The organism is Epibacterium ulvae, from assembly GCF_018678075.1.
Lineage (GTDB): Bacteria > Pseudomonadota > Alphaproteobacteria > Rhodobacterales > Rhodobacteraceae > Epibacterium > Epibacterium ulvae_A.
In genome coordinates this window covers 15743-38771 of record NZ_JAHHIR010000028.1, presented here as the reverse complement: position 1 = coordinate 38771, position 23029 = coordinate 15743, and the positions used below count along the sequence as shown (strand labels likewise).

General features: G+C 58.4%; 16 protein-coding genes. 9 read left to right on the top strand and 7 right to left on the bottom strand.

What is annotated here, in order from left to right:
- Positions 1–3 precede the first annotated feature (3 nt).
- The gene (gatB, locus tag KMP13_RS07305; protein ID WP_215265190.1) at positions 4–1518 is read right to left on the bottom strand and encodes an Asp-tRNA(Asn)/Glu-tRNA(Gln) amidotransferase subunit GatB; all 1515 of its coding nucleotides are present in this window, start codon (positions 1516–1518) and stop codon (positions 4–6) included.
- Between the two features lie 228 nt (positions 1519–1746).
- Between gatB and KMP13_RS07300 the strand changes: the two genes are divergently transcribed.
- A complete protein-coding gene (locus KMP13_RS07300) occupies positions 1747–4101 on the top strand; it encodes a Tex family protein (protein WP_215265188.1) in 2355 nt (784 codons plus the stop codon).
- 46 nt (positions 4102–4147) lie between these two features.
- Here KMP13_RS07300 and KMP13_RS07295 read toward each other — a convergent pair whose 3' ends face one another.
- Together KMP13_RS07295 and pepN are read right to left on the bottom strand one after the other, a co-directional pair.
- On the bottom strand, positions 4148–5449 hold the full coding sequence (locus tag KMP13_RS07295; protein WP_215265186.1) for a hypothetical protein: 1302 nt from the start codon (positions 5447–5449) through the stop codon (positions 4148–4150).
- Between the two features lie 197 nt (positions 5450–5646).
- Complete coding sequence (gene pepN / locus KMP13_RS07290; RefSeq protein ID WP_215265184.1) at positions 5647–8211, bottom strand: aminopeptidase N; 2565 nt, start codon at positions 8209–8211, stop codon at positions 5647–5649.
- A 263-nt stretch (positions 8212–8474) separates the two neighbouring features.
- Here pepN and KMP13_RS07285 point away from each other — a divergent pair, with 263 nt between their 5' ends.
- The 5 genes from KMP13_RS07285 to KMP13_RS07260 all read left to right on the top strand — a co-directional run bounded on the left by KMP13_RS07285 (position 8475) and on the right by KMP13_RS07260 (position 16084).
- Positions 8475–10577 (top strand): malate synthase G, encoded by a 2103-nt coding sequence (locus tag KMP13_RS07285; RefSeq protein ID WP_215265182.1) that lies wholly within the window; start codon positions 8475–8477, stop codon positions 10575–10577.
- Positions 10578–10647: 70 nt separating this feature from the next.
- A complete protein-coding gene (locus KMP13_RS07280) occupies positions 10648–11073 on the top strand; it encodes a GlcG/HbpS family heme-binding protein (RefSeq protein WP_215265180.1) in 426 nt (141 codons plus the stop codon).
- A gap of 229 nt (positions 11074–11302) precedes the next feature.
- Complete coding sequence (locus KMP13_RS07275; RefSeq protein ID WP_215265179.1) at positions 11303–12052, top strand: gamma-glutamyl-gamma-aminobutyrate hydrolase family protein; 750 nt, start codon at positions 11303–11305, stop codon at positions 12050–12052.
- A gap of 1014 nt (positions 12053–13066) precedes the next feature.
- Complete coding sequence (locus KMP13_RS07265; protein WP_215265175.1) at positions 13067–14638, top strand: Re/Si-specific NAD(P)(+) transhydrogenase subunit alpha; 1572 nt, start codon at positions 13067–13069, stop codon at positions 14636–14638.
- 12 nt (positions 14639–14650) lie between these two features.
- Positions 14651–16084 carry an NAD(P)(+) transhydrogenase (Re/Si-specific) subunit beta gene (locus tag KMP13_RS07260; protein ID WP_215265173.1) on the top strand — a complete coding sequence of 478 codons (1434 nt, stop codon included), beginning with the start codon at positions 14651–14653 and terminating at the stop codon, positions 16082–16084.
- Between the two features lie 95 nt (positions 16085–16179).
- Here the strand turns inward: KMP13_RS07260 and KMP13_RS07255 are convergent, their stop codons facing one another.
- Entirely contained in the window at positions 16180–16560 is a 381-nt protein-coding gene (locus KMP13_RS07255; protein ID WP_215265172.1) for a winged helix-turn-helix transcriptional regulator, read from the bottom strand.
- 101 nt (positions 16561–16661) lie between these two features.
- Between KMP13_RS07255 and KMP13_RS07250 the strand changes: the two genes are divergently transcribed.
- The 3 genes from KMP13_RS07250 (at position 16662) to KMP13_RS07240 (ending at position 19196) form a co-directional block, all read left to right on the top strand.
- Positions 16662–17228, top strand: coding sequence for a flavodoxin family protein (locus tag KMP13_RS07250; protein WP_215265170.1), 567 nt, complete (start codon positions 16662–16664; stop codon positions 17226–17228).
- Positions 17229–17518: 290 nt separating this feature from the next.
- Positions 17519–18799: a DUF3422 family protein gene (locus KMP13_RS07245; protein WP_215265168.1), complete on the top strand. Its 1281-nt coding sequence runs from the start codon at positions 17519–17521 to the stop codon at positions 18797–18799.
- An 85-nt stretch (positions 18800–18884) separates the two neighbouring features.
- Positions 18885–19196, top strand: coding sequence for a helix-turn-helix transcriptional regulator (locus tag KMP13_RS07240; protein WP_215265166.1), 312 nt, complete (start codon positions 18885–18887; stop codon positions 19194–19196).
- A gap of 26 nt (positions 19197–19222) precedes the next feature.
- Here the strand turns inward: KMP13_RS07240 and KMP13_RS07235 are convergent, their stop codons facing one another.
- The 3 genes from KMP13_RS07235 to KMP13_RS07225 all read right to left on the bottom strand — a co-directional run bounded on the left by KMP13_RS07235 (position 19223) and on the right by KMP13_RS07225 (position 23008).
- Positions 19223–20185: an ABC transporter permease gene (locus KMP13_RS07235; RefSeq protein ID WP_215265164.1), complete on the bottom strand. Its 963-nt coding sequence runs from the start codon at positions 20183–20185 to the stop codon at positions 19223–19225.
- Positions 20178–21185, bottom strand: coding sequence for an ABC transporter permease (locus tag KMP13_RS07230; RefSeq protein ID WP_215265163.1), 1008 nt, complete (start codon positions 21183–21185; stop codon positions 20178–20180). Before KMP13_RS07230 ends, KMP13_RS07235 begins: the two co-directional genes overlap by 8 nt.
- Before the next feature lie 125 nt (positions 21186–21310).
- Entirely contained in the window at positions 21311–23008 is a 1698-nt protein-coding gene (locus KMP13_RS07225) for a peptide ABC transporter substrate-binding protein (protein WP_215265161.1), read from the bottom strand.
- Between the last annotated feature and the right edge of the window lie 21 nt (positions 23009–23029).

Genomic DNA, 23029 nt, shown 5'->3' with positions numbered 1-23029 from the left:
GCCTTAGCCTTTCAGCTTTTGCGCCACCAATTGGTTGACCGCTTTGGGGTTTGCCTTGCCGCCAGTGGCTTTCATCACCTGACCGACAAACCAGCCTGCAAGCTTAGGGTTCACCTTGGCCTTTTCGACCTGGGCCGGGTTGGCTGCGATGATGTCATCCAGCGCGGCTTCGATTGCATCAGTGTCCGTCACCTGCTTCATGCCGCGGGCTTCGACGATCGCAGCCGGATCACCGCCTTCGGTATAGACGATTTCAAACAGGTCCTTGGCGATCTTGCCAGAAATCGCATCTGACGCGATCAGGTCGATGATGCCACCTAGCTGCTCCGGAGAGACGGGGCTTTCGGTGATCGCCTTGTCCTCGTCCTTTTTCAGGCGACCAAAAAGCTCGTTGATGACCCAGTTGGCGGCCAGCTTGCCGGAGCGCCCTTTGGCCACGGCTTCAAAATACTGGGCGGCTGCAACTTCGGCCGTCAAAACAGATGCGTCGTAATCGGTCAGGCTGAAATCCGCGATAAACCGCGCTTTTTTCTCATCGGGAAGTTCGGGCAGGTTGGCGGCGATATCATCGACCCAGGCCTGTTCGATTTCCAGAGGCAGCAAGTCGGGATCCGGGAAATACCGATAATCATGCGCTTCTTCTTTGGAGCGCATGGAACGGGTCTCACCTTTGTCGGGATCATACAGGCGGGTTTCCTGCTCGATCTCACCGCCGGCTTCGACGATTTGGATCTGACGACGGGCTTCGACATCAATCGCCTGCTGGATGAACCGCATCGAGTTCATGTTCTTGATCTCGCACCGCGTGCCAAGATGCGAGAAATCGCCAGTTTCCTGGAATTTCTCATATTGGCCCGGTAGACAGATGGAGACGTTCACATCCGCTCGCAGGTTGCCGTTTTGCATATTGCCATCGCAGGTGCCCAGATATTGCAGGATCTGGCGCAGCTTGGCTATGTAGGCCGCGGCCTCTTCGGGGCCACGAATGTCGGGGCGCGAGACGATTTCCATCAGGCAGACGCCGGTCCGGTTCAGGTCAACAAAGGACATGTTCGGATCCATGTCATGGACCGATTTTCCCGCATCCTGTTCCATGTGGATGCGTTCCACCCGCACATTGCGCGCAGTGCCGTCGCCCAGTTCCACCAGCACTTCGCCTTCGCCGACGATGGGGTGGTAGAGCTGCGAAATCTGGTAGCCTTGCGGCAGGTCCGGGTAGAAATAGTTCTTGCGGTCAAAGGCGGACCACAGGTTGATCTCAGCCTTGAGACCCAGACCGGTGCGCACGGTTTGTTCGACGCAATAGTCATTGATCACGGGCAACATGCCGGGCATGGCGGCGTCAACAAAAGCCACGTTGGAATTCGGCTCGGCGCCAAATTTGGTGGACGCACCCGAGAAGAGCTTGGCGTTTGAGCTCACCTGAGCGTGCACCTCCATCCCGATGACCAGTTCCCAGTCATGCTTGGCGCCCGCGATTACTTTGGGCTTGGGGAGTTCATATGTCAGGTCGAGCATGGTTTCGCCGTCTCCAATATCATCTGTTGCCTTGCGTTCTAGGCCCGCGCGCGCGCAGGGGCAAGGGGGAAGCGCCCGCTTCGGCAGTTGAGACTGGGGCAGGTGTTGCTCAGCGGGCGTTCGCTGGTGTCAGGGATGGGTAACGCGCCAGTGATATTCTCTCTTGGCCCGGACCAAAGCTGGGCGTAAGAGTTATGCCCCACTGCCCCAAAATAGGAGAGGTCGCCCGTGGACACCCAAACCCGAATTGCCCAGATCATCGCAACTGAAATTGGGGCTGCGGCCAAGCAGGTAACAGCGGCGGTGGAGCTGTTGGATGGCGGCGCGACCGTGCCTTTTGTGGCGCGCTACCGCAAGGAGGTCACGGGTGGTTTGGACGACACGCAGTTGCGCAAATTGGATGAACGTCTGGCCTATCTGCGCGAATTGGGAGCGCGGCGCACGACGATCCTCGATTCGATCAAATCGCAAGACAAGCTGACCTCAGACCTGGCGAAATCCATTGCCGGGGCCGAAACCAAGGCGCAGCTCGAAGATATATACCTGCCCTATAAACCCAAGCGTCGCACCAAGGCGATGATTGCGCGCGAAAACGGTTTGGAACCGCTGGTTGAAGTGATTTTGGCCGACCGCAATGCAGATCCCGAGAGCCTGGCGGCGGGTTACCTGACTGAGGCGGTGGCCACGACCAAAGATGCGCTGAACGGCGCGCGCGATATTCTGACCGAGCGGATGACCGAAAACGCGCACCTGATTGGCCGCCTGCGCGCGTTTATGCAGCGCGAAGCGGTTCTGACGGCGCGGGTGGTCGAAGGTGCGGAGCAGAAGGGTGCCAAATTCGCGGACTATTTTGATCATACGGAAACCTGGTCGAAAGTGCCCTCACACCGGGCCTTGGCGATGTTGCGGGGTGCAAACGAAGGTGTTTTGTCGGTGGATGTGACGCCCGGCGGTGACGACGGCGTGGCGCGTGCAGAAGCGATGGTTGGTGCGGAACTTGGCGCGCGGGGGCAGGGCAAAGGCGACGTCTGGCTGCGCAAAGTGGCGGGTTGGACGTGGCGGGTGAAGCTGTCTTTGTCGTTAATGTTAGAGCTGGTGGGTGATCTGCGCGCCCGCGCTCAGGACGAGGCGATCGAGGTGTTTGCCCGCAACCTCAAAGACCTGCTTTTTGCCGCGCCAGCCGGTGCGCGACCGACCCTCGGGTTGGACCCGGGCATTCGCACCGGCGTCAAAGCGGCGGTGGTTGATGCAACCGGGAAATTGGTGGCCACCGCGACGCTGTACCCATTTCAGCCCAAGAACGACCTGCGCGCTGCACAGGTGCAAATCCTGAAACTGATCGCGGAACACGGGGTCGAGCTGGTGGCGATTGGCAACGGCACTGCCAGTCGCGAAACCGAACGGATGGTGGCTGAGGTGTTGGAAAACCTTCCAGCTAAGGTCAAAGCACCGACCAAAGTGGTGGTGTCCGAGGCCGGCGCCTCGGTCTATTCGGCGTCCGAACTGGCAGCGCGGGAATTCCCGGATCTGGACGTCAGTCTGCGCGGTGCGGTTTCGATTGCGCGTCGCCTGCAGGACCCGCTGGCGGAACTGGTTAAGATCGAGCCGAAATCCATTGGCGTGGGCCAATACCAGCACGATGTCGACCAGCACAAATTGTCCCGATCGCTCGACGCGGTGATTGAGGATGTGGTGAACGGTGTTGGGGTGGACCTGAACATGGCGTCCGCTCCGCTGTTGGCGCGTGTCTCTGGCCTGGGGCCGGGGCTTGCCGAAGCGGTGGTGGCGCATCGTGATCTGAACGGGGCCTTTCAATCCCGACGGGAGCTGTTGAAAGTCTCGCGTCTGGGCCCCAAAGCGTTTGAACAATGTGCGGGCTTCCTGCGGATCCGCGACGGTAAAGAGCCGCTGGATGCCTCGGGCGTGCACCCCGAAGCTTATGCGGTGGCGCGCAAGATCGTGTCCGCCTGTGGTCGCGATATTCGCAGTCTCATGGGCGACAGCGCGGCGCTTTCAAACGTGCGGGCAGAAGAGTTTGTGGATGCGAGCTTTGGCCTGCCGACCGTGCGCGATATCCTGTCCGAACTGGATAAGCCGGGCCGTGACCCGCGCCCCTCGTTCAAAACCGCGACCTTTACCGATGGGGTGGAGGCAATTACTGACCTCAAACCTGGTATGGTTTTGGAAGGCACCGTGACCAATGTTGCGGCCTTTGGCGCTTTTGTGGATATCGGCGTGCATCAGGATGGGCTGGTGCATGTCAGCCAGCTGGCGTACCGGTTTGTCAAAGATCCCCACGAGGTGGTGAAAACCGGGCAGGTGGTCAAAGTCACCGTGACCGAGGTGGATGTCGCGCGCAAACGCATCGGTCTGACCATGCGCAAAGATGGTGGAGCATCGGCCAAACAGGATCGTGATGCGCGCAGCGAAACTAGCGGGCGCGCCAAGGCCGGAGCCAAACGCAAGGACAACATGTCCGCAGGCCCGCGAAAAACGGGCCAAAACAAAGACACGTCGCAAAGCGGAAAACAGGACACCGGCGCGCTGGGCGCGGCGTTGATGGATGCGTTCAAGAAACGCTAAACCTGTCTAAGGGCGCGGCGCACACAGACATGCGCCGCGTGCGCGATCAATTGGGCAGAACTTCCAGACCCGACCGGGTGAATTGCACCTGATGGCCTTTCGCCAATTCCTCGCGGAAACACTGCTGCAAAAAGCGATGGGCATTGGCCCGCCCACGCGCGGCAAACCGCTGCGGAGATGGGATCTGCGCGTTATTGGCAAACCCGACCGAGGCATGGGCCCAATGGAGCGGGTGAATTTCCTGCAGGTGGTCGCGCACCAACCAGTCCGAGGCCCGCGCAATTGTCTCGCGCACAATGTCGACCTCGGGAGCGGCGTCCTCGCGCAGGTCAAGACCTACGGCGCAGAAGGCGATCAACAGATTGACGGTTTCCTGCGAGGGGCGGTTTTCCACGATGTCGCGCAACCCTTCCATAAAGAACGGCACATCCAGCGACAGGCAGGCCTGATCCTCGGTCGTGAGCGCGTCGAAATAGGTCCAGGTATATCCACCCGCCCCCCAGATTTCCTGGGTGCGCACGGCTGTGCGTCGGGCCTCCAGCTCCAACGCCTCGCACGATCCGGTGCGCGACGGAGCCATGGCTGCGCCAAGGGCACGCATGTTGCGAAAATTCAGCGGGTCCAGTTCGATCAACTGGGCAAAGGCATCGGCCAGCCTCACCGGCGGCTGTTTTTGGGTCGCCATCGCGGTGCAATAGGCCGACAGCAGGAAGGGGCTGTCGGTGGCCGCGTCGTGAAGCGGCTGCATCAACGTCCAGGCCCGTTTGAAATGCGCCTGCGCGCGGTTTTCGAAAGTTTGCGCCGCCAGGTTCATCGCCGCATCGCTGCGCCAGGCCCAGCCCAGATCCACATGGGCCAGAGCAACAACCGCGTTCATGATCGGGTTGCTTCCCATCGACAGGCGCGCTTCTTCTAGCGCCATAATCCCGGCCAACAATGGCGCGTCATCCGGGGTGGGGCAGTTTTCCAACGCCTGTTCGGTGCCATGCATCACATCCGAGCGCGCGCCAAAGGCCAGGATATCGGCGATCGGCAGCCCGGCTCCTGTTGCGGAACGGGTGCGGTCGGCCTGGGTGATGGCGGTGACGATATCGTCCCACCGTTCCTGGCGCGCAAGAAACAGCCCCTTGTCACGGGCGTCCTGGCTTTGCTGTTCGTCTTCGCTCCGAGTTTGAACCGGGATCACCACGCGTTCAGACAGTTCTTCTTCTGGCTCGTCCTTATCTGTCGAAAAAAACGGCGGTGAAGCCAACCTGGGCAGGTAGGACCGGACCGGGCAGACCGCCTTTTTCAAAGGGGCAAGGGAGCGCAGCAGAATTTGGGCCGCAGGGTGGGGAGCTTTGAGCATTTAGTTTTTCCGCAGATTGGCAGCATCTTGGGTGTGCTCAGGATCTTTGGAATTTGGGGCGCAAAAATGGCCTTTGTGGGGATTTCCAGAAGCGGAACTGAAAAAGTTAACGCTTTGTTACGCCTATCCGGTGGGATCCTCACGGATTGTTCACAGATGCGAAACCGTGGCAAAGATTTCCGCCACGGTTCAATGCATTAGGCGTCCAGAATACGAGACACCATTTCCGCGGTGTCGCGGCTCAGCCCATCGCGGGCCATGATCTGACGCAGAGCGTCCCCCATCATCTGCTGGCGGGGGGCGTCATAGCGTTTCCAGGTCTGGAACGCAGCACACATGCGGGCCGTGGTTTGCGGATTAAGAGAATCCAAAGCCATCAAGTTCTCCGCCAGCAAGGCATAGCCCGCACCATCGATATGGTGGAACCCCGCGTGGTGTCCGGCCAAGGCCCCCATCACCGCACGGAAGCGATTTGGGTTCTTGATCGTAAACAGCGGATGGTCGCACAGGTCCCGCGCCACTCGGGCGGTGGTGTCGGGCTTGGTGGTGGCGACTTGCAGGGCAAACCACTTGTCCATCACCAAACGATCCCCTTGCCACTGATCAAAGAAGGCCTGCGACTGCGCGTCACCCTTTTCAACCCGCAACAGGCAGGCGAGTGCCGCATATTGCAGGGTCATATTGTCTGCGGCCTCATATTGCTTGGCCGCTGCTGCGCCGCCGTCCAGGCGGGTGAGCAAGGACAGTACCGCACCATTCAGCGACCGTTTGCCGGAGCCTTCGGCATCGGGTACGTAGGCGCCGTCCACGGTGGTGTCGGCATAAAGGCGGGGCAGGCTGTCTGACAAGGCTTGGGCAAGGCTCTGGGTGAAGGTCTCTGCCGCGTCATAGATCTTGGCCGGGTCCGGCGTGTGGCCCTGTTCAAACAGCACCTGGGCGATCTGAGCCTGGCTTGGCGGTTGCAGAACCAATGCGCGAAACGCCGGATCCTGGCTGTCATCGCGCACCAGTTTGGTCAGCGCATCCAGATAGTCCGCATCTGGGGCAGCCCCCTCTAACACCATCCGCAAGCGCGTGTCGGTGGACAGCGCATTGCCCGCTTCCCAGCGGTTATACGGGTCGGTGTCATGCGCCAGTAGGAAGGCGCGTTCCGCGTTTGTGGTCTCACGCTCCAGCGTCACCGGTGCGGAGAATTCGCGCAGGATCGACGGCACCGGTTTGGAGGTCAGCCCGTCAAAGGTAAAGCTCTGCTTGGCCTCGGTCAGCTCCAACACACGGGTGGGCTGGATCTCGTCGCCATTGTCGCCCAGCAGACCCACTGCAATTGGGATCACGCGCGGTGCCTTGTCCGGCTGGCCCGGCGTTGGCGCGGTCTGTTGTTCAAAACTCAGGGTCAACTTGCCATCGGCGTAGCTTTCGGAAACCTTCACCCGCGGCGTGCCCGCCTGGCTGTACCACAGTTTGAACTTGGTCATATCGCGGCCGGTGGCATCCTCAAAGACGGTCAGCCAGTCCTCGATCGTGCAGGCCTGCCCGTCATGGCGATCAAAATAGAGATCCAGCGCCTTGTAATAGGGCGCGTCCCCGACCAGACGTTTCAACATGCCGATGACCTCGGCGCCTTTTTCATAGACGGTCGCGGTGTAAAAGTTGTTGATCTCCTGAAACTCTTCTGGGCGGGGCGGATGTGCCAGCGGGCCGCCGTCCTCGGGAAATTGGCGGGCGCGGAGCGCAATAACATCATCAATCCGCTTCACCGGGGCCGAACGCATGTCAGAGGTGAACTGCGCATCGCGATAGACGGTCAACCCTTCCTTGAGGCACAGCTGGAACCAATCGCGGCAGGTGATCCGGTTGCCGGTCCAATTGTGGAAATACTCATGGGCGATGATCGCCTCGATCCGCTCAAAATTCGCATCGGTCGAGGTCTCGGGAGAGGCCAAAACGCAAGATGAGTTGAAAATGTTCAACCCTTTGTTCTCCATCGCCCCCATGTTGAAGTCATCGACCGCGACAATGTTGAAAATGTCCAAGTCGTATTCACGCCCATAGACCTCTTCATCCCAGGTCATAGACTTTTTCAACGCGTCCATGCCAAAGGCGCATTTGCCTTCGTCCCCCGGACGGACCCAGATGTTCAGCTCGACATCCTTACCGGATTTGGTGGTGAAACGGTCCGGGTGGTTGACCAGCTCACCAGCCACCAGCGCAAAGAGATAGGCGGGTTTGGGCCAGGGATCGTGCCATTCGGCAAAGCCTTCTCCGGATGCACAGGGATTGCCGTTGGACAACAGCACGGGTTCGTCGCCTTCGATCCGCACGGTGAAGGTCGACATCACATCGGGCCGGTCCGGATAAAAGGTGATCTTGCGGAACCCCTCGGCCTCACACTGGGTGCAATACATGCCGTTGGACATATAGAGCCCTTCGAGCGCGGTATTGCCTTTGGGGTTGATCTCAACCTCCGCTTCCCAGGTGAAGGGCTGCGCGGGCACTTCACAGTCCAGACCGCCATCGACCATATTGGGCGCGACTTCCGCGCCGTCGATCTTGGCCCATATCAGTTTCAACTCTTCACCGTGCAGAAAGAACCGTGGATCTGCTGCATCCGCTTTGGGCGTGAACCGGATCTTGCTGATCACCCGTGTCGCTTCGGGGGCGAGTTTGAAGGTCAGCGCGACCTCTTCAGCGTCAAAGCCGAAGGGCGTGTAATCTTTAAGGTAAAAGGTCTGCGGGGGGCTGGCCGGAGAGGCATCTTTCATCGCGTCTGATCCTGTTGTCTGGGCGTCGCTGCGCGGCAATTGCCGGTTTCTTTATCAGTAGGAGCCTTGGGCCAGCGCAGCAAGGGCAGGGTCTGTATTTGACGGGCTGTTTTCATTGCGCTGTTGGTGGGTGCGGCACATACATAGGTAATTTTTGAAGATCCTATTTTTAAACTGGTAAAATTACCTTACCGGTTTAGGTGCAAGATGCGGGCGCTTTCCTGTAGGGTGGCGCAAATAGCGACGACGAAGGGGAACGGGAAATGCGCGCGATCAATGGTTTGCAGGTGGCAGAGGAACTGGCCACATTTATCGAAACCCAGGCTTTGCCCGGAACAGATGTCACGGCCGAGGCATTCTGGAGCGGTCTGGATGCTTTGGTGAACGGCATGGGCGATGAAAACCGCGCGCTCCTTGCCAAACGGGCCGAGCTGCAGGGCAAGATCGATGGCTGGCACGCCGCCCGCCGCGCCCAGCCCCACGACCCCGCCGCCTATGAGGCCTTCCTGCGGGAGATCGGATATCTGCTGCCTGAGGGCGAAGATTTTGCCATCGACACCACAAATGTCGACCCTGAGATCGCCCAGATGTCCGGCCCGCAGCTGGTGGTGCCGATCACCAATGCGCGCTTTGCTCTCAATGCCGCCAATGCGCGCTGGGGCAATCTGTATGATGCGTTTTATGGCACCGATGCTTTGGGTGATTTGCCAACAGGCAAAACCTATGATCTGGAGCGCGGCACCAAGGTGATCGCCGCAGCCAAAGCGTTTCTGGACGAGGCGCTGCCCCTGACAGATACAACCTGGGCCGAGGTTACCGATGTCGCCACCGCTCCTTTGCAGGACGCATCCCAATATCTGGGTCATATGGAGCAGGGTGACTGGCGCGGCTTCCTGTTCGAAAACAACGGTTTGAAGATCGAAATTCTGGTGAATGCCGACAATGAGATTGGCAAGTCTGACCCCGCCCATATCGCAGCCGTGAACCTGGAATCCGCCCTGTCCACCATCATGGACTGCGAAGATTCCGTGGCCTGTGTGGATGCCGCCGACAAGGTTGTTGCCTATTCCAACTGGCTGGGCCTGATGAAGCGCGACCTGGTGGAGACCTTTGAAAAGGGCGGCAAAACCGTCACCCGCAAACTGCATGAGGACGCAACCTATACCGCGCCAGACGGATCTGCGGTGCCGGTCAAATGCCGCTCGCTGTTGCTGGTGCGCAATGTGGGCCACCTGATGACCACGCCGGCCGTTCTGGACGCAAAGGGGCGCGAAGCAGGCGAGGGCCTGTTGGACGCTATGGTCACCGTGATGATCGCCATCCACGACCTCAAAGCGGCGGGCGGCAATTCGGAACATGGCTCGGTCTATGTGGTCAAGCCCAAGATGCACGGCCCCGAAGAGGTCGCGTTTGCGGCCAAGATCTTTGACCACGTCGAGGACGCGCTGGGCCTGCCACGCAACACGGTCAAAATCGGCATTATGGATGAGGAACGCCGCACCTCGGTGAACCTAAAGGAATGTATCCGCGCCGCCAAATCGCGCGTGGCCTTTGTCAACACGGGTTTCCTGGATCGCACTGGCGACGAAATCCATACTTCGATGGAAGCAGGCCCCATGCGCCCCAAGGGTGACATGAAATCCACGCCGTGGATCACCTCATATGAGGATCGCAATGTGGACATCGGTCTGGCGTGCGGACTGCAGGGGCGCGCGCAGATCGGCAAAGGCATGTGGGCCATGCCGGATCTGATGGCGGACATGCTGACGGCCAAAATCGGCCACCCGAAATCCGGCGCGACTTGTGCCTGGGTGCCATCGCCCACCGCCGCGACCTTGCATGCGATGCATTATCACGCGGTCGATGTCACCGCCGTGCAAGATGCGATCAAAGCGGGCGGCCCACGTGGTACGCTTGCGGATCTGCTGACCATTCCGGTGATGCAGGGCGAAAACCTCAGCAGTGATCAGATCACCAAAGAGATTGAAAACAACGCCCAAGGGATCCTTGGCTATGTGGTGCGTTGGGTGGATCAGGGTGTGGGTTGCTCCAAAGTGCCGGACATCAACAATGTGGGCCTGATGGAAGACCGCGCCACCTGCCGGATCTCATCACAGGCGCTGGCCAACTGGCTGCACCACGGCATCGTCAGCAAGGAACAGGTAATGGCGGCGATGCAGAAAATGGCCGCTGTTGTGGACGGCCAAAACGCAAGTGATCCAAGCTATATCCCGATGGCACCTGGCTTTGAGGGCGTCGCCTTTCAGGCGGCTTGCGATCTGGTGTTCAAGGGCCGCGTCCAGCCCTCAGGCTACACCGAGCCGGTTCTGCACAGCCGACGCCTGCAGTTGAAGGCCGAGATCTAAGCGATACAGAACACAGTCAAAGGGCAGGGCGAACCTGCCTTTTTTGCATTCTACAAAGGGGAAGAGGGATATGGGACTTTCACTGGAACAGGCCAAGACAATCATCGACGTCACCCGTGCCAAAGGGCGCGAGATGGCGCTGAAACCCTTGTCGATTGTGGTGCTCGATGCAGGTGGGCATGTACTGGCCTTTGAACGCGAAGACGGCGCCGCACCGGGGCGATTTGGCATCGCACAGGGCAAAGCATATGGCGCGGTTATGCTGGGCATGGCGGGCACCGCCCAGATGGCGCGCGCGGAGCAGCAGGCCTATTTCATGGCGGCCGTGAATGGCGTCTATGGCGGGCAGGTTGTGCCGGTACCCGGCGGTATTCTGGTGCGCGATGCGGATGGCGCAGTGCTGGGTGCCGTTGGGGTCACCGGCGACACGTCGGACAATGACGCAGCCGCCGGTCAAAGTGGGATCGAAGCCGCAGGTTTGATAGCCGAGATCTGATCGCAAGCGACCCAAGGGTCACTTCAGGCCGCATTAACAGAGATGTGCTACAGTGACGGACGTTCGGATGCTGATTTTTTGCGCATCTCACCGTCTGCGCGTTTGTGCATCTCTCAACATTCGCCTGCGCTGACCTGCGGAGTTGTCACATCACGCACCGAACTTGTAGGAATGCTATCATGCGTGCGAAACTGCACTGCATGGAACTCGCCAAAGCAATAGGTGTCATATGTCGCGTCCACGCGTCGGGATTATCGGAAACTCATATCTGCTGGATGACAGCTATCCGGTGCATGCAAATGGCACCATGAATTCCGAGGCGATTGCCGATGTCTCAGGCTGCTTGCCATTGATGATCCCAGCGGATCCGCGGTTTGTCTCGGTGGAAGAGCTGTTGGAGGCTTTTGATGGCTTCCTGCTGACCGGTGGCCGTCCGAATGTGCACCCCAATGAATATGGCGAACCCGCAACCGAGGCGCATGGCGCCTTTGACCGGGCCCGCGATGCGATCACCTTGCCACTGGTGCGCGCCTGTGTGGAGCGCGGGCAGCCATTTTTTGGCATTTGTCGCGGGTTTCAAGAGGTCAATGTCGCAATGGGCGGCACGCTTTATCCCGAGATCCGCGATTTGCCGGGGCGTATGAACCACCGGATGCCGCCCAATGGCACCTTGGAAGAGAAATTTGCCCTGCGCCACCATGTGAACTTCATTCCCGACGGGCCGTTTGCCCGTCTGTTTGGCAGTGAACAGGTGATGACCAACACCCTGCACGGACAGGGGATCAATCAGCCTGGGCAGCGGGTGGTGATTGACGGCCAAGCCGAAGACGACACGCCCGAGGCAATTTATGTCAAGGATGCGCCGGGTTTCACCATGGCGGTTCAATGGCACCCGGAATACCGCGCCCCCACGGACCCAATCTCGCGCCCCCTGTTTGAGGCTTTTGGCGAGGCGGTCCACAATTGGACGCAAGCGTAACCGAGGACGCTGCTCTCTTTCGACGAAACTTCTGGTTCGAGGTGATCCACGCGCACACATGTTTTACGTGTGTGGGATATGCCGCGCCCAGAAAATTGGCAACACTTCCGGGTGGGTGACGCGTGGATCGTGAAAACTCTGCGAATTTGCAAATCTGGTCGCAAAGGGCTTGGTTTGCTCGCAAAACTCAGGGTACGAAAGCATGCAGCGCATTTCGAAAAGTGAAAGATGCGCTAATATTTGACTGAAGTAGAACATCAGTCGCCAATATTACTACATTGCGGAAATCGTCTTCGATTGCTGCAATTTGTATATTTTTATTCCTTAATCTCTCTCCTGTGACAGCTTGTCGCAAGACGTATTGGAATTTGTCCGCGAAACTATGTTGCGCGGCGAATGGGGGGGGGACCAGTTGTGAATAGTAATGCGTTAAAGCGGTGGCTGGACATTCCACCGTTCTGGCTCCTGTTTGCAATGGGATCCGTCTGGGTGCAAGGTCGCATGTTTCCTGTGGAATGGCGGTCCGGGACTGGGTTTCTCCGGTCTTTGGTTGGGTATTTTACGCTATTGCCGGGGGGGGGGGGCACTGGCCGCAGTGATCCAAATGCGTCGTTTCCAAACCGCAGTGCATCCGATTGATAATGCTATCTTTATTGTGGCTTCAGGGGTGTTCATTTTCTTTCGAAGTCCGATATATCTGTCTGATGTATTGGTGCCGGTGGCGGTGGTCGTCTGGGAGGGTGCCTTGGCGTCTGAAGCCATTGTGGTGGTTTTCATTTGGGTGTTGCAACACAGGTATATTCGCCAGGAAGAACAAAGGTTAAAGACCCTGTTCCCGAGCGAATGGACCGAGTATAGAAACATGACGCGACGATGGATCTAACGGCCTTTCAGCTTGGTGCAAATTTGTATCGGCACATAGCGAGCATCCAGTGATGAGGTTCGCGATCTGAATTTCGAATTTGCGATCCAAGCCCGGCAGGGCGCGGGCGTAACAAACGAGGGGGAACATACGTGAAATTAGGTACGCCAAAAGAAACTTTTGCCGGGGAGGCGCGGGTCGCAATGACCCCGGACTCGGCACGCCAGCTGCAAAAGCTGGGGTACGACTGTGCAATCGAAAGCGGAGCAGGCGCGGCGGCCGGCTTTAGCGACGCACTTTACGCAGACGCAGGCGTCGAGGTGATCGATGGCGCGGCTGACTTGTGGAAAGCCGTCGACATTGTGGCCAAAGTGCGCGAGCCCGATGAGGCCGAGCTGACCTATCTGGAAGCGGGCAAGACGCTGATCTCCTTCTTCAACCCGGCGGGGAATGAAGCAGGCATGGAAGCGGCGAAAACCGCCGGCGCCAATGTGATCGCCATGGAAATGGTGCCGCGTATCTCACGCGCGCAGAAAATGGACGCCCTGTCGTCCATGGCCAATATCGCAGGCTACCGCGCTGTGATCGAAGCCGGTAACAACTTTGGCCGCTTCTTTACCGGTCAGGTGACCGCCGCGGGTAAAGTGCCCCCGGCCAAGGTTCTGGTTGTTGGTGCCGGTGTTGCGGGTCTTGCTGCAATCGGGACCTCCACCTCGCTTGGGGCTATCACCTATGCGTTTGACGTGCGCCCTGAAGTGGCAGAGCAGGTCGAATCCATGGGCGCCGAATTCGTTTATCTGGATTTCGACGAGGAACAGCAGGATGGCGCGGCCACTGGCGGTTATGCGTCGGTTCAGTCCGAAGAATTCCGCAACGCGCAGCTCGCCAAATTCCGCGAGATCGCACCCGAAATTGACATCGTTATCACCACCGCGCTGATCCCGAACCGTCCCGCGCCCAAACTGTGGCTCGAAGATATGGTTCAGGCGATGAAGCCGGGCTCGGTTATCATTGACCTTGCTGCCGAACGTGGCGGCAACGCCGAAGGCACCGTCAAGGACGAGAAAATCGTCACCGACAATGGCGTGACCATTGTGGGCTACACCGATTTCCCAAGTCGGATGGCAACGCAATCTTCTAACCTTTATGCGACTAACATCCGTCACATGATGACCGACCTGACCCCTGAAAAGGACGGCACGGTCAATCACAACATGGAAGACGATGTGATCCGGGGGGCAACTGTAACCCACGAAGGCGAGATCACCTTCCCACCGCCGCCGCCAAAAGTTGCGGCGATCGCGGCCAAGCCCAAGGAAGTTGTGCCCGAACTGACGCCCGAAGAAAAACGTGCGCAAGAAGTGGCCGAGTTCAAAGCCCAGACCAAACAGCAGGTGACCCTGTTGGCGGTTGGTGCCGCACTTCTGCTGGGGGTTGGCCTGATTGCGCCGGCCAGCTTTATGCAGCACTTCATCGTCTTTGTTCTGTCTATCTTCATCGGCTTCCAGGTGATCTGGAACGTGTCGCACTCCCTGCACACGCCGCTGATGGCGGTGACCAATGCGATCTCCTCGATCATTATTCTGGGGGCGCTGATGCAAATCGGCTCTGGCTCTTGGTTGGTGATCCTTCTGGGCGCGCTGTCGGTCTTTATGGCCGGGATCAACATCTTTGGCGGCTTCCTCGTGACACGGCGCATGCTCGCCATGTTCCAAAAATCGTAAAGGACCGGGACAATGGAATACGGATTTACGACCGCGGCCTATGTTGTCGCAGCAGTTCTCTTCATCCTGTCCCTGGGTGGTCTCTCAGGTCAGGAAAGCGCCAAGCGCGCTGTTTGGTATGGCATGGTCGGCATGGCGCTGGCGGTGTTCGCAACGCTCATCGGGCCGGGCTCTGGCCTGTGGGTCCTGTCGGTCTTGCTGATCGCAGGCGGTGGTTTGATCGGCTATATGCTGGCGTCCAAGGTCGAAATGACCCAGATGCCGGAACTGGTCGCAGGCATGCATGCGCTTGTTGGTCTGGCGGCGGTCTTTGTGGGCCTGAACGCCCATATCGAACTGGGCCGTGTACTGCTGATGGACGACAGCGCCAAGAAAACCCTCGAAGGGTTTGCAGCGCTTCTGGCCAAGAAAGATGGCGTGGAAATTGGCATCCTGCGGGTTGAACTGTTCCTCGGTGTCTTTATCGGTGCGGTGACCTTTACCGGGTCAGTTGTGGCTTATGGTAAACTGTCGGGTAAAATCACCTCGGCGGCGACCAAACTGCCGGGTGGCCACCTGCTGAACATCGCAGCTGCGGTGATATCAATTGTGACACTGTTCTGGTACATGGGCTCTGGCGGGTTCTTCCCGCTGTTCATCATGACACTGGCGGCACTGTTCATCGGCTACCACCTGATCATGGGCATCGGCGGCGCGGATATGCCGGTTGTTGTCTCCATGCTGAACTCCTACTCGGGCTGGGCTGCGGCAGCGATCGGCTTCAGCCTCGGCAACGACTTGTTGATCGTTGTAGGTGCGCTGGTGGGCTCCTCTGGTGCGATCCTGTCCTACATCATGTGTAAGGCGATGAACCGGTCCTTTGTGTCGGTGATCTTGGGCGGCTTTGGTGGCGCGTCGGGTCCTGCAATGGAAGTCGAAGGCGAGCAGATCGCAATTGACGCTGACGGTGTTGCTGCAGCCTTGGAAGAGGCCGACAGCGTTGTCATCATTCCAGGCTACGGTATGGCGGTTGCACAGGCACAGCAGAATGTGGCGGAACTGACCCGTCGTCTGCGCGCCAAGGGCAAGAACGTCCGCTTTGCGATCCACCCGGTTGCGGGGCGTCTGCCAGGCCACATGAACGTGCTGCTGGCTGAGGCCAAAGTGCCCTATGACATCGTGCTTGAGATGGAAGAGATCAACGACGACTTCCCTGAAACCGACGTTGCGATTGTGATTGGCTCTAATGACATCGTGAACCCGGCCGCTCAGGAAGATCCGAACTCTCCGATCGCGGGCATGCCGGTTCTGGAATGCTGGAAGGCCAAACAGGTGTTTGTCTCCAAACGGGGGCAGGGCACCGGTTATTCCGGTATCGAGAACCCGCTGTTTTACAAAGAGAACACGCGCATGTTTTACGGCGACGCAAAAGCCTCGCTCGACAGCCTGCTGACCATGATCAGCTAAGCGTTTGCTTGGATCTGAAAAACAGGAAACCCCGCCCATAGGGCGGGGTTTTCGTTTGTCCCAGCGGTGTGTCTAGCCGATGCGGACCGCGCCCCTTATTCCGCCGCGCGCGCAACCTGATCTTCGGGAAAGCCCTGGCCCGGCACCCAACCCTCGGCATTCCATTTCAGCGCTACTTCATGCAGCGAGCGCAGCGCCTGATGCAGGTCTTGCCCGTGGGTGGTCAGTTCGTAACTGACCTCTGGCGGGATCGTCGATTTCTGCGTCCGCAGGACAATGCCGTTCTGCTCCAACATCCGCAGCCGGTCGGTCAGCACCTTGGCCGAGATCGCAGGCATCAACCCCATCAGCTCACCAAAGCGCAGCGGGCTCTCAGTCGAGAGGTTCCACAGAATGGTGGTCGTCCAGCGTCCGGTCACCGCTTTCAAGACGGGATCCATCGGACAGCCGAGACAGGATGATCCTACAGTGGCCATGGTCTCACTTTCTTTTTGGTAACTGGTTACTAAATGGTAATTACTTACTTTTTGAAAGTAGGCCTGCCATCTCTGCTTTGCAATCACAAAGGAGAGTGCAGATGGCACGGATCGAAATTATCTATTTCTCAGGCTACGGCCACACCGCACGCCAAGCGCAGGCGGTTCTAGAAGGCGCACAAACCAAGGGGGAGGCGCGTTTGTGGGCCATCCCCGAAGATGGTGTGGTCTCGGACGAGCTGTGGGCGGCGGCGGATGCTGCGGATGCGCTGATCTTTGGCGCGCCGACCTATATGGGCAATGCTCCCTGGCAGTTCAAACGCTTTGCCGATGACAGTTCCAAACGCTGGTTCGAACGCGCCTGGGCGGATAAATTTGCCGGCGGTTTCACCAACTCGGGCAGCAACCTCGGCGACAAGGGGGAGACGCTGAACTACTTCCGCGTTCTGGCCGGGCAGCACGGTATGTTGTGGGTGCCGCTCAACCAGATGCCGTCCAACTTGCTCGCCAGCACCGCGGATGATCGAAACTGGGGCGGCGGCACGGCTGGCGCGGTGGCCACATCACCGGCAGATTCTTCGCCCGAACAGGGACCGCGTCCAGGTGATCTGATATCCGCGCATGACTACGGCGTGCGGATCGCAGAAATCGCCGCGGTGCGGGGCTAAAAAGTTTCACGCTAACATCGGCGCAGCCAACTCAGCTGACCCGGGGCGTTTGGATCCGTCTGAACGCCCCTTTTTACAGATTATCAACAGGCTACCCGACCACACGCAGCCCTAAAAATGTTTCGCGTGCGAAACATTGGGTCAAACGGGGTGACCTAGATAAAACACGGGTTCTTACGCGTAATTTTACGATGGTATACTTTGGTATCCCTTTAAGTTATTGAAACAGAAGAGTTATTTACAAAACTTTTGCGCTCCACTAGGGTCCGGTCAAGATCAAGGAGCCGCCCATGTCGACCGCCCAAGACCATCCGCTGCGTTACCAATTGGTGAACGAGCTGCATGCACGTCCGTTCCCAACCATGACCGCGCCCAGCACGGTGATCTATTTCGCAGTGAAACAGCCCCAGGAAGCGGTGTCGCGGGATCGGGCAAAGGACGTGGAACATTTGGTCGCCCTGTTGGATCGCCACGGCGAGCCGCACCCAACGCCGGGTGCCACCCATCACTCAGCGACGCTCGGGCGGTATCACCTCAAATGGGAGCAGCACACCGAATTTGTGAGCTATATGCTCTATTGTGACGGCGTGGGGGATCGTGCGTTTGATCCGTTGGATTTCAATGCCTTCCCGGCGGAATGGCGGGCGCAGATACCGGGGCAGGTGATCGCCTCGGTCATGATCCGCGTGATGCCGCGCCCGGAAGAAAACGCTATCCGCAAATCGGTCGAGGACTGGATGGTGCCCGAAAGCCTGACGGTGTCGCGGGTTCTGGACGACAGCGCGGTGCTGGCGGGGGATTTCCGTATTGATGCGGCGGGCCATATGCGGTTTGCGGTCTTTGTCAGTGAAAGCACCGGCCCCAAACGCATCGGCCGCGTGGTGCAGCGCCTGTGCGAGGTTGAGACCTATCGCGCCATGTCGATGCTGGGCTTTTCCCGCGCGCGCGGACTTGCGCCGACCATTGGCGCCTTAGACACTCATTTGAGCGAGATGATGCAGGAGATGACCGGACAATCCGTGGATGCGGCGGCGACATTGAACCAGCTGCTGACGGTGGCGTCCGAACTGGAATCCCTTGGCGCGCGGTCGGCGTTTCGTTTTGGGGCCACGGGTGCCTATGAGGCCCTGGTGGACCAACGTGTCAGCCTGCTGCGCGAAGAGCGGTTTCAGGGCTATCAGACCTTTACCGAATTTATGATCCGCCGCTATGAACCTGCCATGCGGACGGTGAAATCCACCGAAGGGCGGCTGGCGACGCTGGCGGATCGGGCGCGGCGCGCAGGCGAATTGCTGCGGACCCGCGTGGACGTGGAACGCAGCGCCCAGAACCAGGCCCTGTTGGAGAGTATGGACCGGCGCGCGGATCTGGCGTTGCGCCTGCAACACACGGTCGAGGGGCTCTCGGTTGTTGCAATTAGCTATTATGCGGTCTCTCTTGCCTCATATGCGCTCTACCCGTTGACAAAAGCGCTGGATATTTCCAAAGGAACGTTGACAGCGATTGTCACCTTACCAGTGATTTTCCTAGTCTGGTGGTTAGTGCAGCGGATCAAAAAGAACTTACATTGATCCACTAGGGTGTGAACTGTATCACATTCTTATCGAGTGCTTTGGTTGATAGTAATACAACGTAGACAGCACATGGACGATGACCATGAATCTCAAACAAGTGGAAGGTCGCCACGCAGGTATTGCGAACCGGCTGCGGTTGATCCGTGATTATTATCAGCTTTCTAGCAAAGATTTTGCCCAGCAAGCTGATGTTTCTATCAAGTCTTATTCGCAATGGGAGTCTGGTGATTTCCGGATCTCAATCGACGGGGCGCTTTCGATCTGCGCCCGTTACGGCATCGCATTGGATTATATCTACCTAGGGCGGATTGATACACTCCCCCTTGCTCTGGGGCTCAGTCTGAAAGATGCCGAAGCAATAGCAACAAAAAAGGCCCCCATTCCTGCTGAATGAGGGCCATTTTTTGTCTGTCGCAGGGCTTAGCGGCCGCGAATACGTGGGTCCAAAGCGTCCCGCAGACCATCGCCCAGATAGTTCACGCTCAATACGGTGAGTGAGATCAAAAGCCCGGGAAAGATCACGCGTTCCGGATACAGGATCATCCGGTCCACAGAATCGTTCAGCAGACGGCCCCAGGTCGGGAAATCCGGCGGGAAGCCAAAGCCAAGGAACGACAATGAGCTTTCGGCGATGATCGCCGTGGCGATGCCCAATGTGGCCGACACCATGATCGGTGACAGCACGTTGGGCAGGATGTGGCGGATCACCATCTTGGTGTTGGTAGTGCCCACGGAACGTGCGGCCAAAACGAACTCACGCTCTTTGATCGCCAACACATCGCCGCGTACGATCCGTGCGGTGGGCATCCAGCTGGTGATCCCGATCAGGCAGACGATCAGCACAAAGACACCGCCTTCGGGGCCGATGGCCTGGGCGAGGGATTCGCGAAACAGAACCGCCGCCACCAGAATCATCGGCAGCAAGGGCAGGGCGAGGAACAGATCCGTCAGACGCATCAGCAACCCGTCGAGCTTTTTGAAATAGCCCGCGGTGACGCCGACCAAGGTGCCCAGCACCAGCGCCAGAACCATCGCCGTCATGCCAACCGCGATGGAGACGCGACCGCCAAACATCAGGCGTGCCAGCGTGTCGCGGCCCAGGTTGTCGGTGCCCAAGGGGTAGGCCCAGTCCATTTTGGCGCCGCTGTCCCACAGGATGGTATAGATCGGCCTCATGTCGCGCAGGCGCAGGAAGTCCCGTCCGGTTGGCACGAATTTCGCATCGTTCCAATAGACAAATGGTCCAACCAGAACGAGCGCCAGGATCGACACAAACAGGATGCCGCCCATCAAAGCGCCACGGTGGGATTTGAACTGGTCCCAAACATCCAGCCATTGGCTGCGCGGGGCGACAACAGGGGCGGGGGGGCTCAACTCAGTCATAGCGGATCCTCGGGTCGAGAATGCCATAGAGCACATCGGCGATCAGATTGAACAGCACGATGAGAACGGCAAAGATAAAGGTCAGGGTTTGCACCATCGGCAGGTCATTGGCCTGGATTGCACCAATCAGCAACTGGCCGATACCGTTCACCTTGAACACCTGTTCGGTGATGATGGCTCCACCAAAGATCGACGGGATCCCCAGCGCGATTACGGTGACCACAGGGATCATCGAATTGCGCAGCACATGGACCATCACGACGACATATTCTCCCAGACCTTTGGCGCGCGCGGTGCGTACATAGTCCTGGTTGAGGTTGTCGAGCATGGAGGCCCGCATGAACCGTGACAGCTGTGCAGTGATCTGCAGCGCAAGGACCATGACGGGCATGATCATCTGTTTTAGTTGATAGAGGAAGCTCTCCCAGTCGGTGACCTTGTGGGTGGTGTCATAGATCGAGGGGAACCATCCCAGCTGGACCGAGAAGATCACAATCACCAACACGCCCGAGAAAAACGGCGGCACGGAAAAACCAACCATCGACACAAAGGTGCCGAGCTGGTCGAACCAGCTGTATTGTTTGTACGCGGAATAGATACCAATCGGGATCGCAATCAGGATGGCCACGATATAGGCGGTGCCCACAACCGACAGGGTTTGCGGCAGGCGCTGCGCCACGATGTCCATCACGGGTGAACGGGTCTGCCAGGAAATAACCCGCAGCTTGCCTTCGGTGAGGGACGTGCCGAACATATAGTCGATCAACACTTGTGGTTCGATCCAGAAGAACTGAACCAGCCATTTCCAAAAGCGGATGTGCATCGGTTCGCCAAGGCCTAGAGCCAGGCGCATTTTTTCTTTGACTTCGGCGGGAACGGTGAGGGGAACTTGGGCCATTGGATCGCCGGGGGCGAACTCCAACAACAGGAAAATTGCGAGGCTGATAAACAGCAGTGTGGGCACTGCCAAAATGAGCCGCCGTATGGTGAAGGTCAGCATCTGAGGGGGACGCCTTTATTTCTGAATGGTGTGCGGTCGGTGATGGGCGACACTGGGTCTAGGAGTGAAACGTCCAAACGGCAAGCGGCCCCGGCAAGACCGGGGCCGTTGTTACCAGTCGCGCGTTACTTGATGCGGTACCAATCCGCAACGTTCCACAGCTCACTGTCCCAAACGTTCAGATCAACACCACCCAGAGTGTTGGAAACGCCGGACAGACGACCACGGTGAACTAGCGGAATCATGCCGCCTTTTTCGAAGACCATCGTGTTCAGCTGTTGACCAATTTCGACACGCTTTTCGAACTCGATTGTTTTGGTCAGCTCGAGATGCAATGCATCAAACTCTTCGTCACAGAAGCGCGAGATGTTTTCACCCTGCCACTGGTTTGCAGGCGACGGCGCCTGTTCACACACACCTTTGCCGAAATAGGCCTGAGGGTCAGTGCCCGCGAAGGTATTGGCGTACATTTCTACGTCCGCATAGAACTTTTGGAAGGTGTCGGGGGAACCGGGGTCGCCACCAAAGAAGACAGAGCCATTGACGTTGCGCAGTTCGGTCTCAATGCCGATTTCGCTCCACCACTGTTTGATCAGCGCTTGGAAATCCTGACGCACAGCGTTGGTCGAGGTTTGGTATAGCATGGACAAAGGCACGCCGTCTTTTTCGCGAATGCCGTCGCCGTCGGTGTCTACGATGCCAGCATCATCCAGCAGTTTGTTCGCACCGGCGATGTCTTGAACGTCGCAGCCTTCTGGGCTGATCGCATATACCTCAGGCGCGGGCACCCAGGAGCAGGAGACCTTACCCGCTTTGCCATAGCCGATCTCTACCAATAGGGGGCGGTCGATAGCCATGGACATGGCTTTGTAAACCGCTGGATCCGACAGGAACGGGTGGGGGCGCACAACGGAACGTTCATCTGGGCCAAGTGCCGGATCGGGATTGGTGTTGTTCAGCATGATACGTTCCAGCAGTGGGCCAAAGCCCGCAACCGCCGCACCTTTGCCGCCTTGTTCCATCTGGGCAATCACGTCGGGTGCCAGCTGCAGGTTCCAAGCATAGTCAAACTCGCCGGTTTCCATAACCGCACGACCCGCTGCTGCCGCGTCACCGCCACCTTTGAACAGAACACGTCCAAAGGCCGGTTTCGCCGGATCGCGGTAATAGTCGTTGGCGACATAAGTAATCACGTCGTTTGGCTTGAACTCTTCAACCACAAACGGACCGGTGCCGATGGGGCCAAAGTTTGCATCAGTACATTCAGGTGCCTTTGCGCCCATGCAGGATTCAAACTGGGCCTTCTGCAGGATCGGGCTTTCGACGCCTACAAATGGACCGTACGGGGAGGGGGTCGGGCCGTTAAATGTGACCACAACGGTTAGATCATCAGGGGTGTCGACCGAAGCTACGCCATCAAAACGGCTCAGCTGCGCACAGCCGCCTTCGGGGTGGGTGCAATAGTCATAGGTGAATTTGACGTCGACAGATGTCACTTCGCTGCCATCAGACCATTTGAGGCCGGGGGCCAGTTTCCATGTGATGGTGGTGAGGTCTTCGCTCACGCCGCCGTTTGCTACGGTGGGAACTTCGCTTGCTAGCCACGGAACCAATTCGCCGCTGCTGTTGTAGCGTGCCAGAGGCTCAAGAATCAGAGACGCCGCTTCGGTGTCCTTGGTGCCGCCCGTCAGAAACGGGTTCAGGATCGAGGGGGCTTGCCAGTAAATGATGCTGACTTCCCCATCACTGCCGCGCTCGGCAAAGGCGGCGGGGGCCAAGGCTGCGGTGGCAATTGCACCCAGCAGAAGGCTTTTAATTTTCATTACACTCTCCTTGTCGGACGT

Coding starts and splice junctions, on each gene's coding strand:
- KMP13_RS07275 (WP_215265179.1), top strand. CDS start 11,303: ATGTCGCGTCCACGCGTCGGGATTATCGGAAACTCATATCTGCTGGAT.
- KMP13_RS07240 (WP_215265166.1), top strand. CDS start 18,885: ATGAATCTCAAACAAGTGGAAGGTCGCCACGCAGGTATTGCGAACCGG.
- KMP13_RS07280 (WP_215265180.1), top strand. CDS start 10,648: ATGGGACTTTCACTGGAACAGGCCAAGACAATCATCGACGTCACCCGT.
- KMP13_RS07235 (WP_215265164.1), bottom strand. CDS start 20,185: ATGACTGAGTTGAGCCCCCCCGCCCCTGTTGTCGCCCCGCGCAGCCAA.
- KMP13_RS07250 (WP_215265170.1), top strand. CDS start 16,662: ATGGCACGGATCGAAATTATCTATTTCTCAGGCTACGGCCACACCGCA.
- KMP13_RS07260 (WP_215265173.1), top strand. CDS start 14,651: ATGGAATACGGATTTACGACCGCGGCCTATGTTGTCGCAGCAGTTCTC.
- gatB (WP_215265190.1), bottom strand. CDS start 1,518: ATGCTCGACCTGACATATGAACTCCCCAAGCCCAAAGTAATCGCGGGC.
- pepN (WP_215265184.1), bottom strand. CDS start 8,211: ATGAAAGATGCCTCTCCGGCCAGCCCCCCGCAGACCTTTTACCTTAAA.
- KMP13_RS07225 (WP_215265161.1), bottom strand. CDS start 23,008: ATGAAAATTAAAAGCCTTCTGCTGGGTGCAATTGCCACCGCAGCCTTG.
- KMP13_RS07245 (WP_215265168.1), top strand. CDS start 17,519: ATGTCGACCGCCCAAGACCATCCGCTGCGTTACCAATTGGTGAACGAG.
- KMP13_RS07255 (WP_215265172.1), bottom strand. CDS start 16,560: ATGGCCACTGTAGGATCATCCTGTCTCGGCTGTCCGATGGATCCCGTC.
- KMP13_RS07295 (WP_215265186.1), bottom strand. CDS start 5,449: ATGCTCAAAGCTCCCCACCCTGCGGCCCAAATTCTGCTGCGCTCCCTT.
- KMP13_RS07285 (WP_215265182.1), top strand. CDS start 8,475: ATGCGCGCGATCAATGGTTTGCAGGTGGCAGAGGAACTGGCCACATTT.
- KMP13_RS07230 (WP_215265163.1), bottom strand. CDS start 21,185: ATGCTGACCTTCACCATACGGCGGCTCATTTTGGCAGTGCCCACACTG.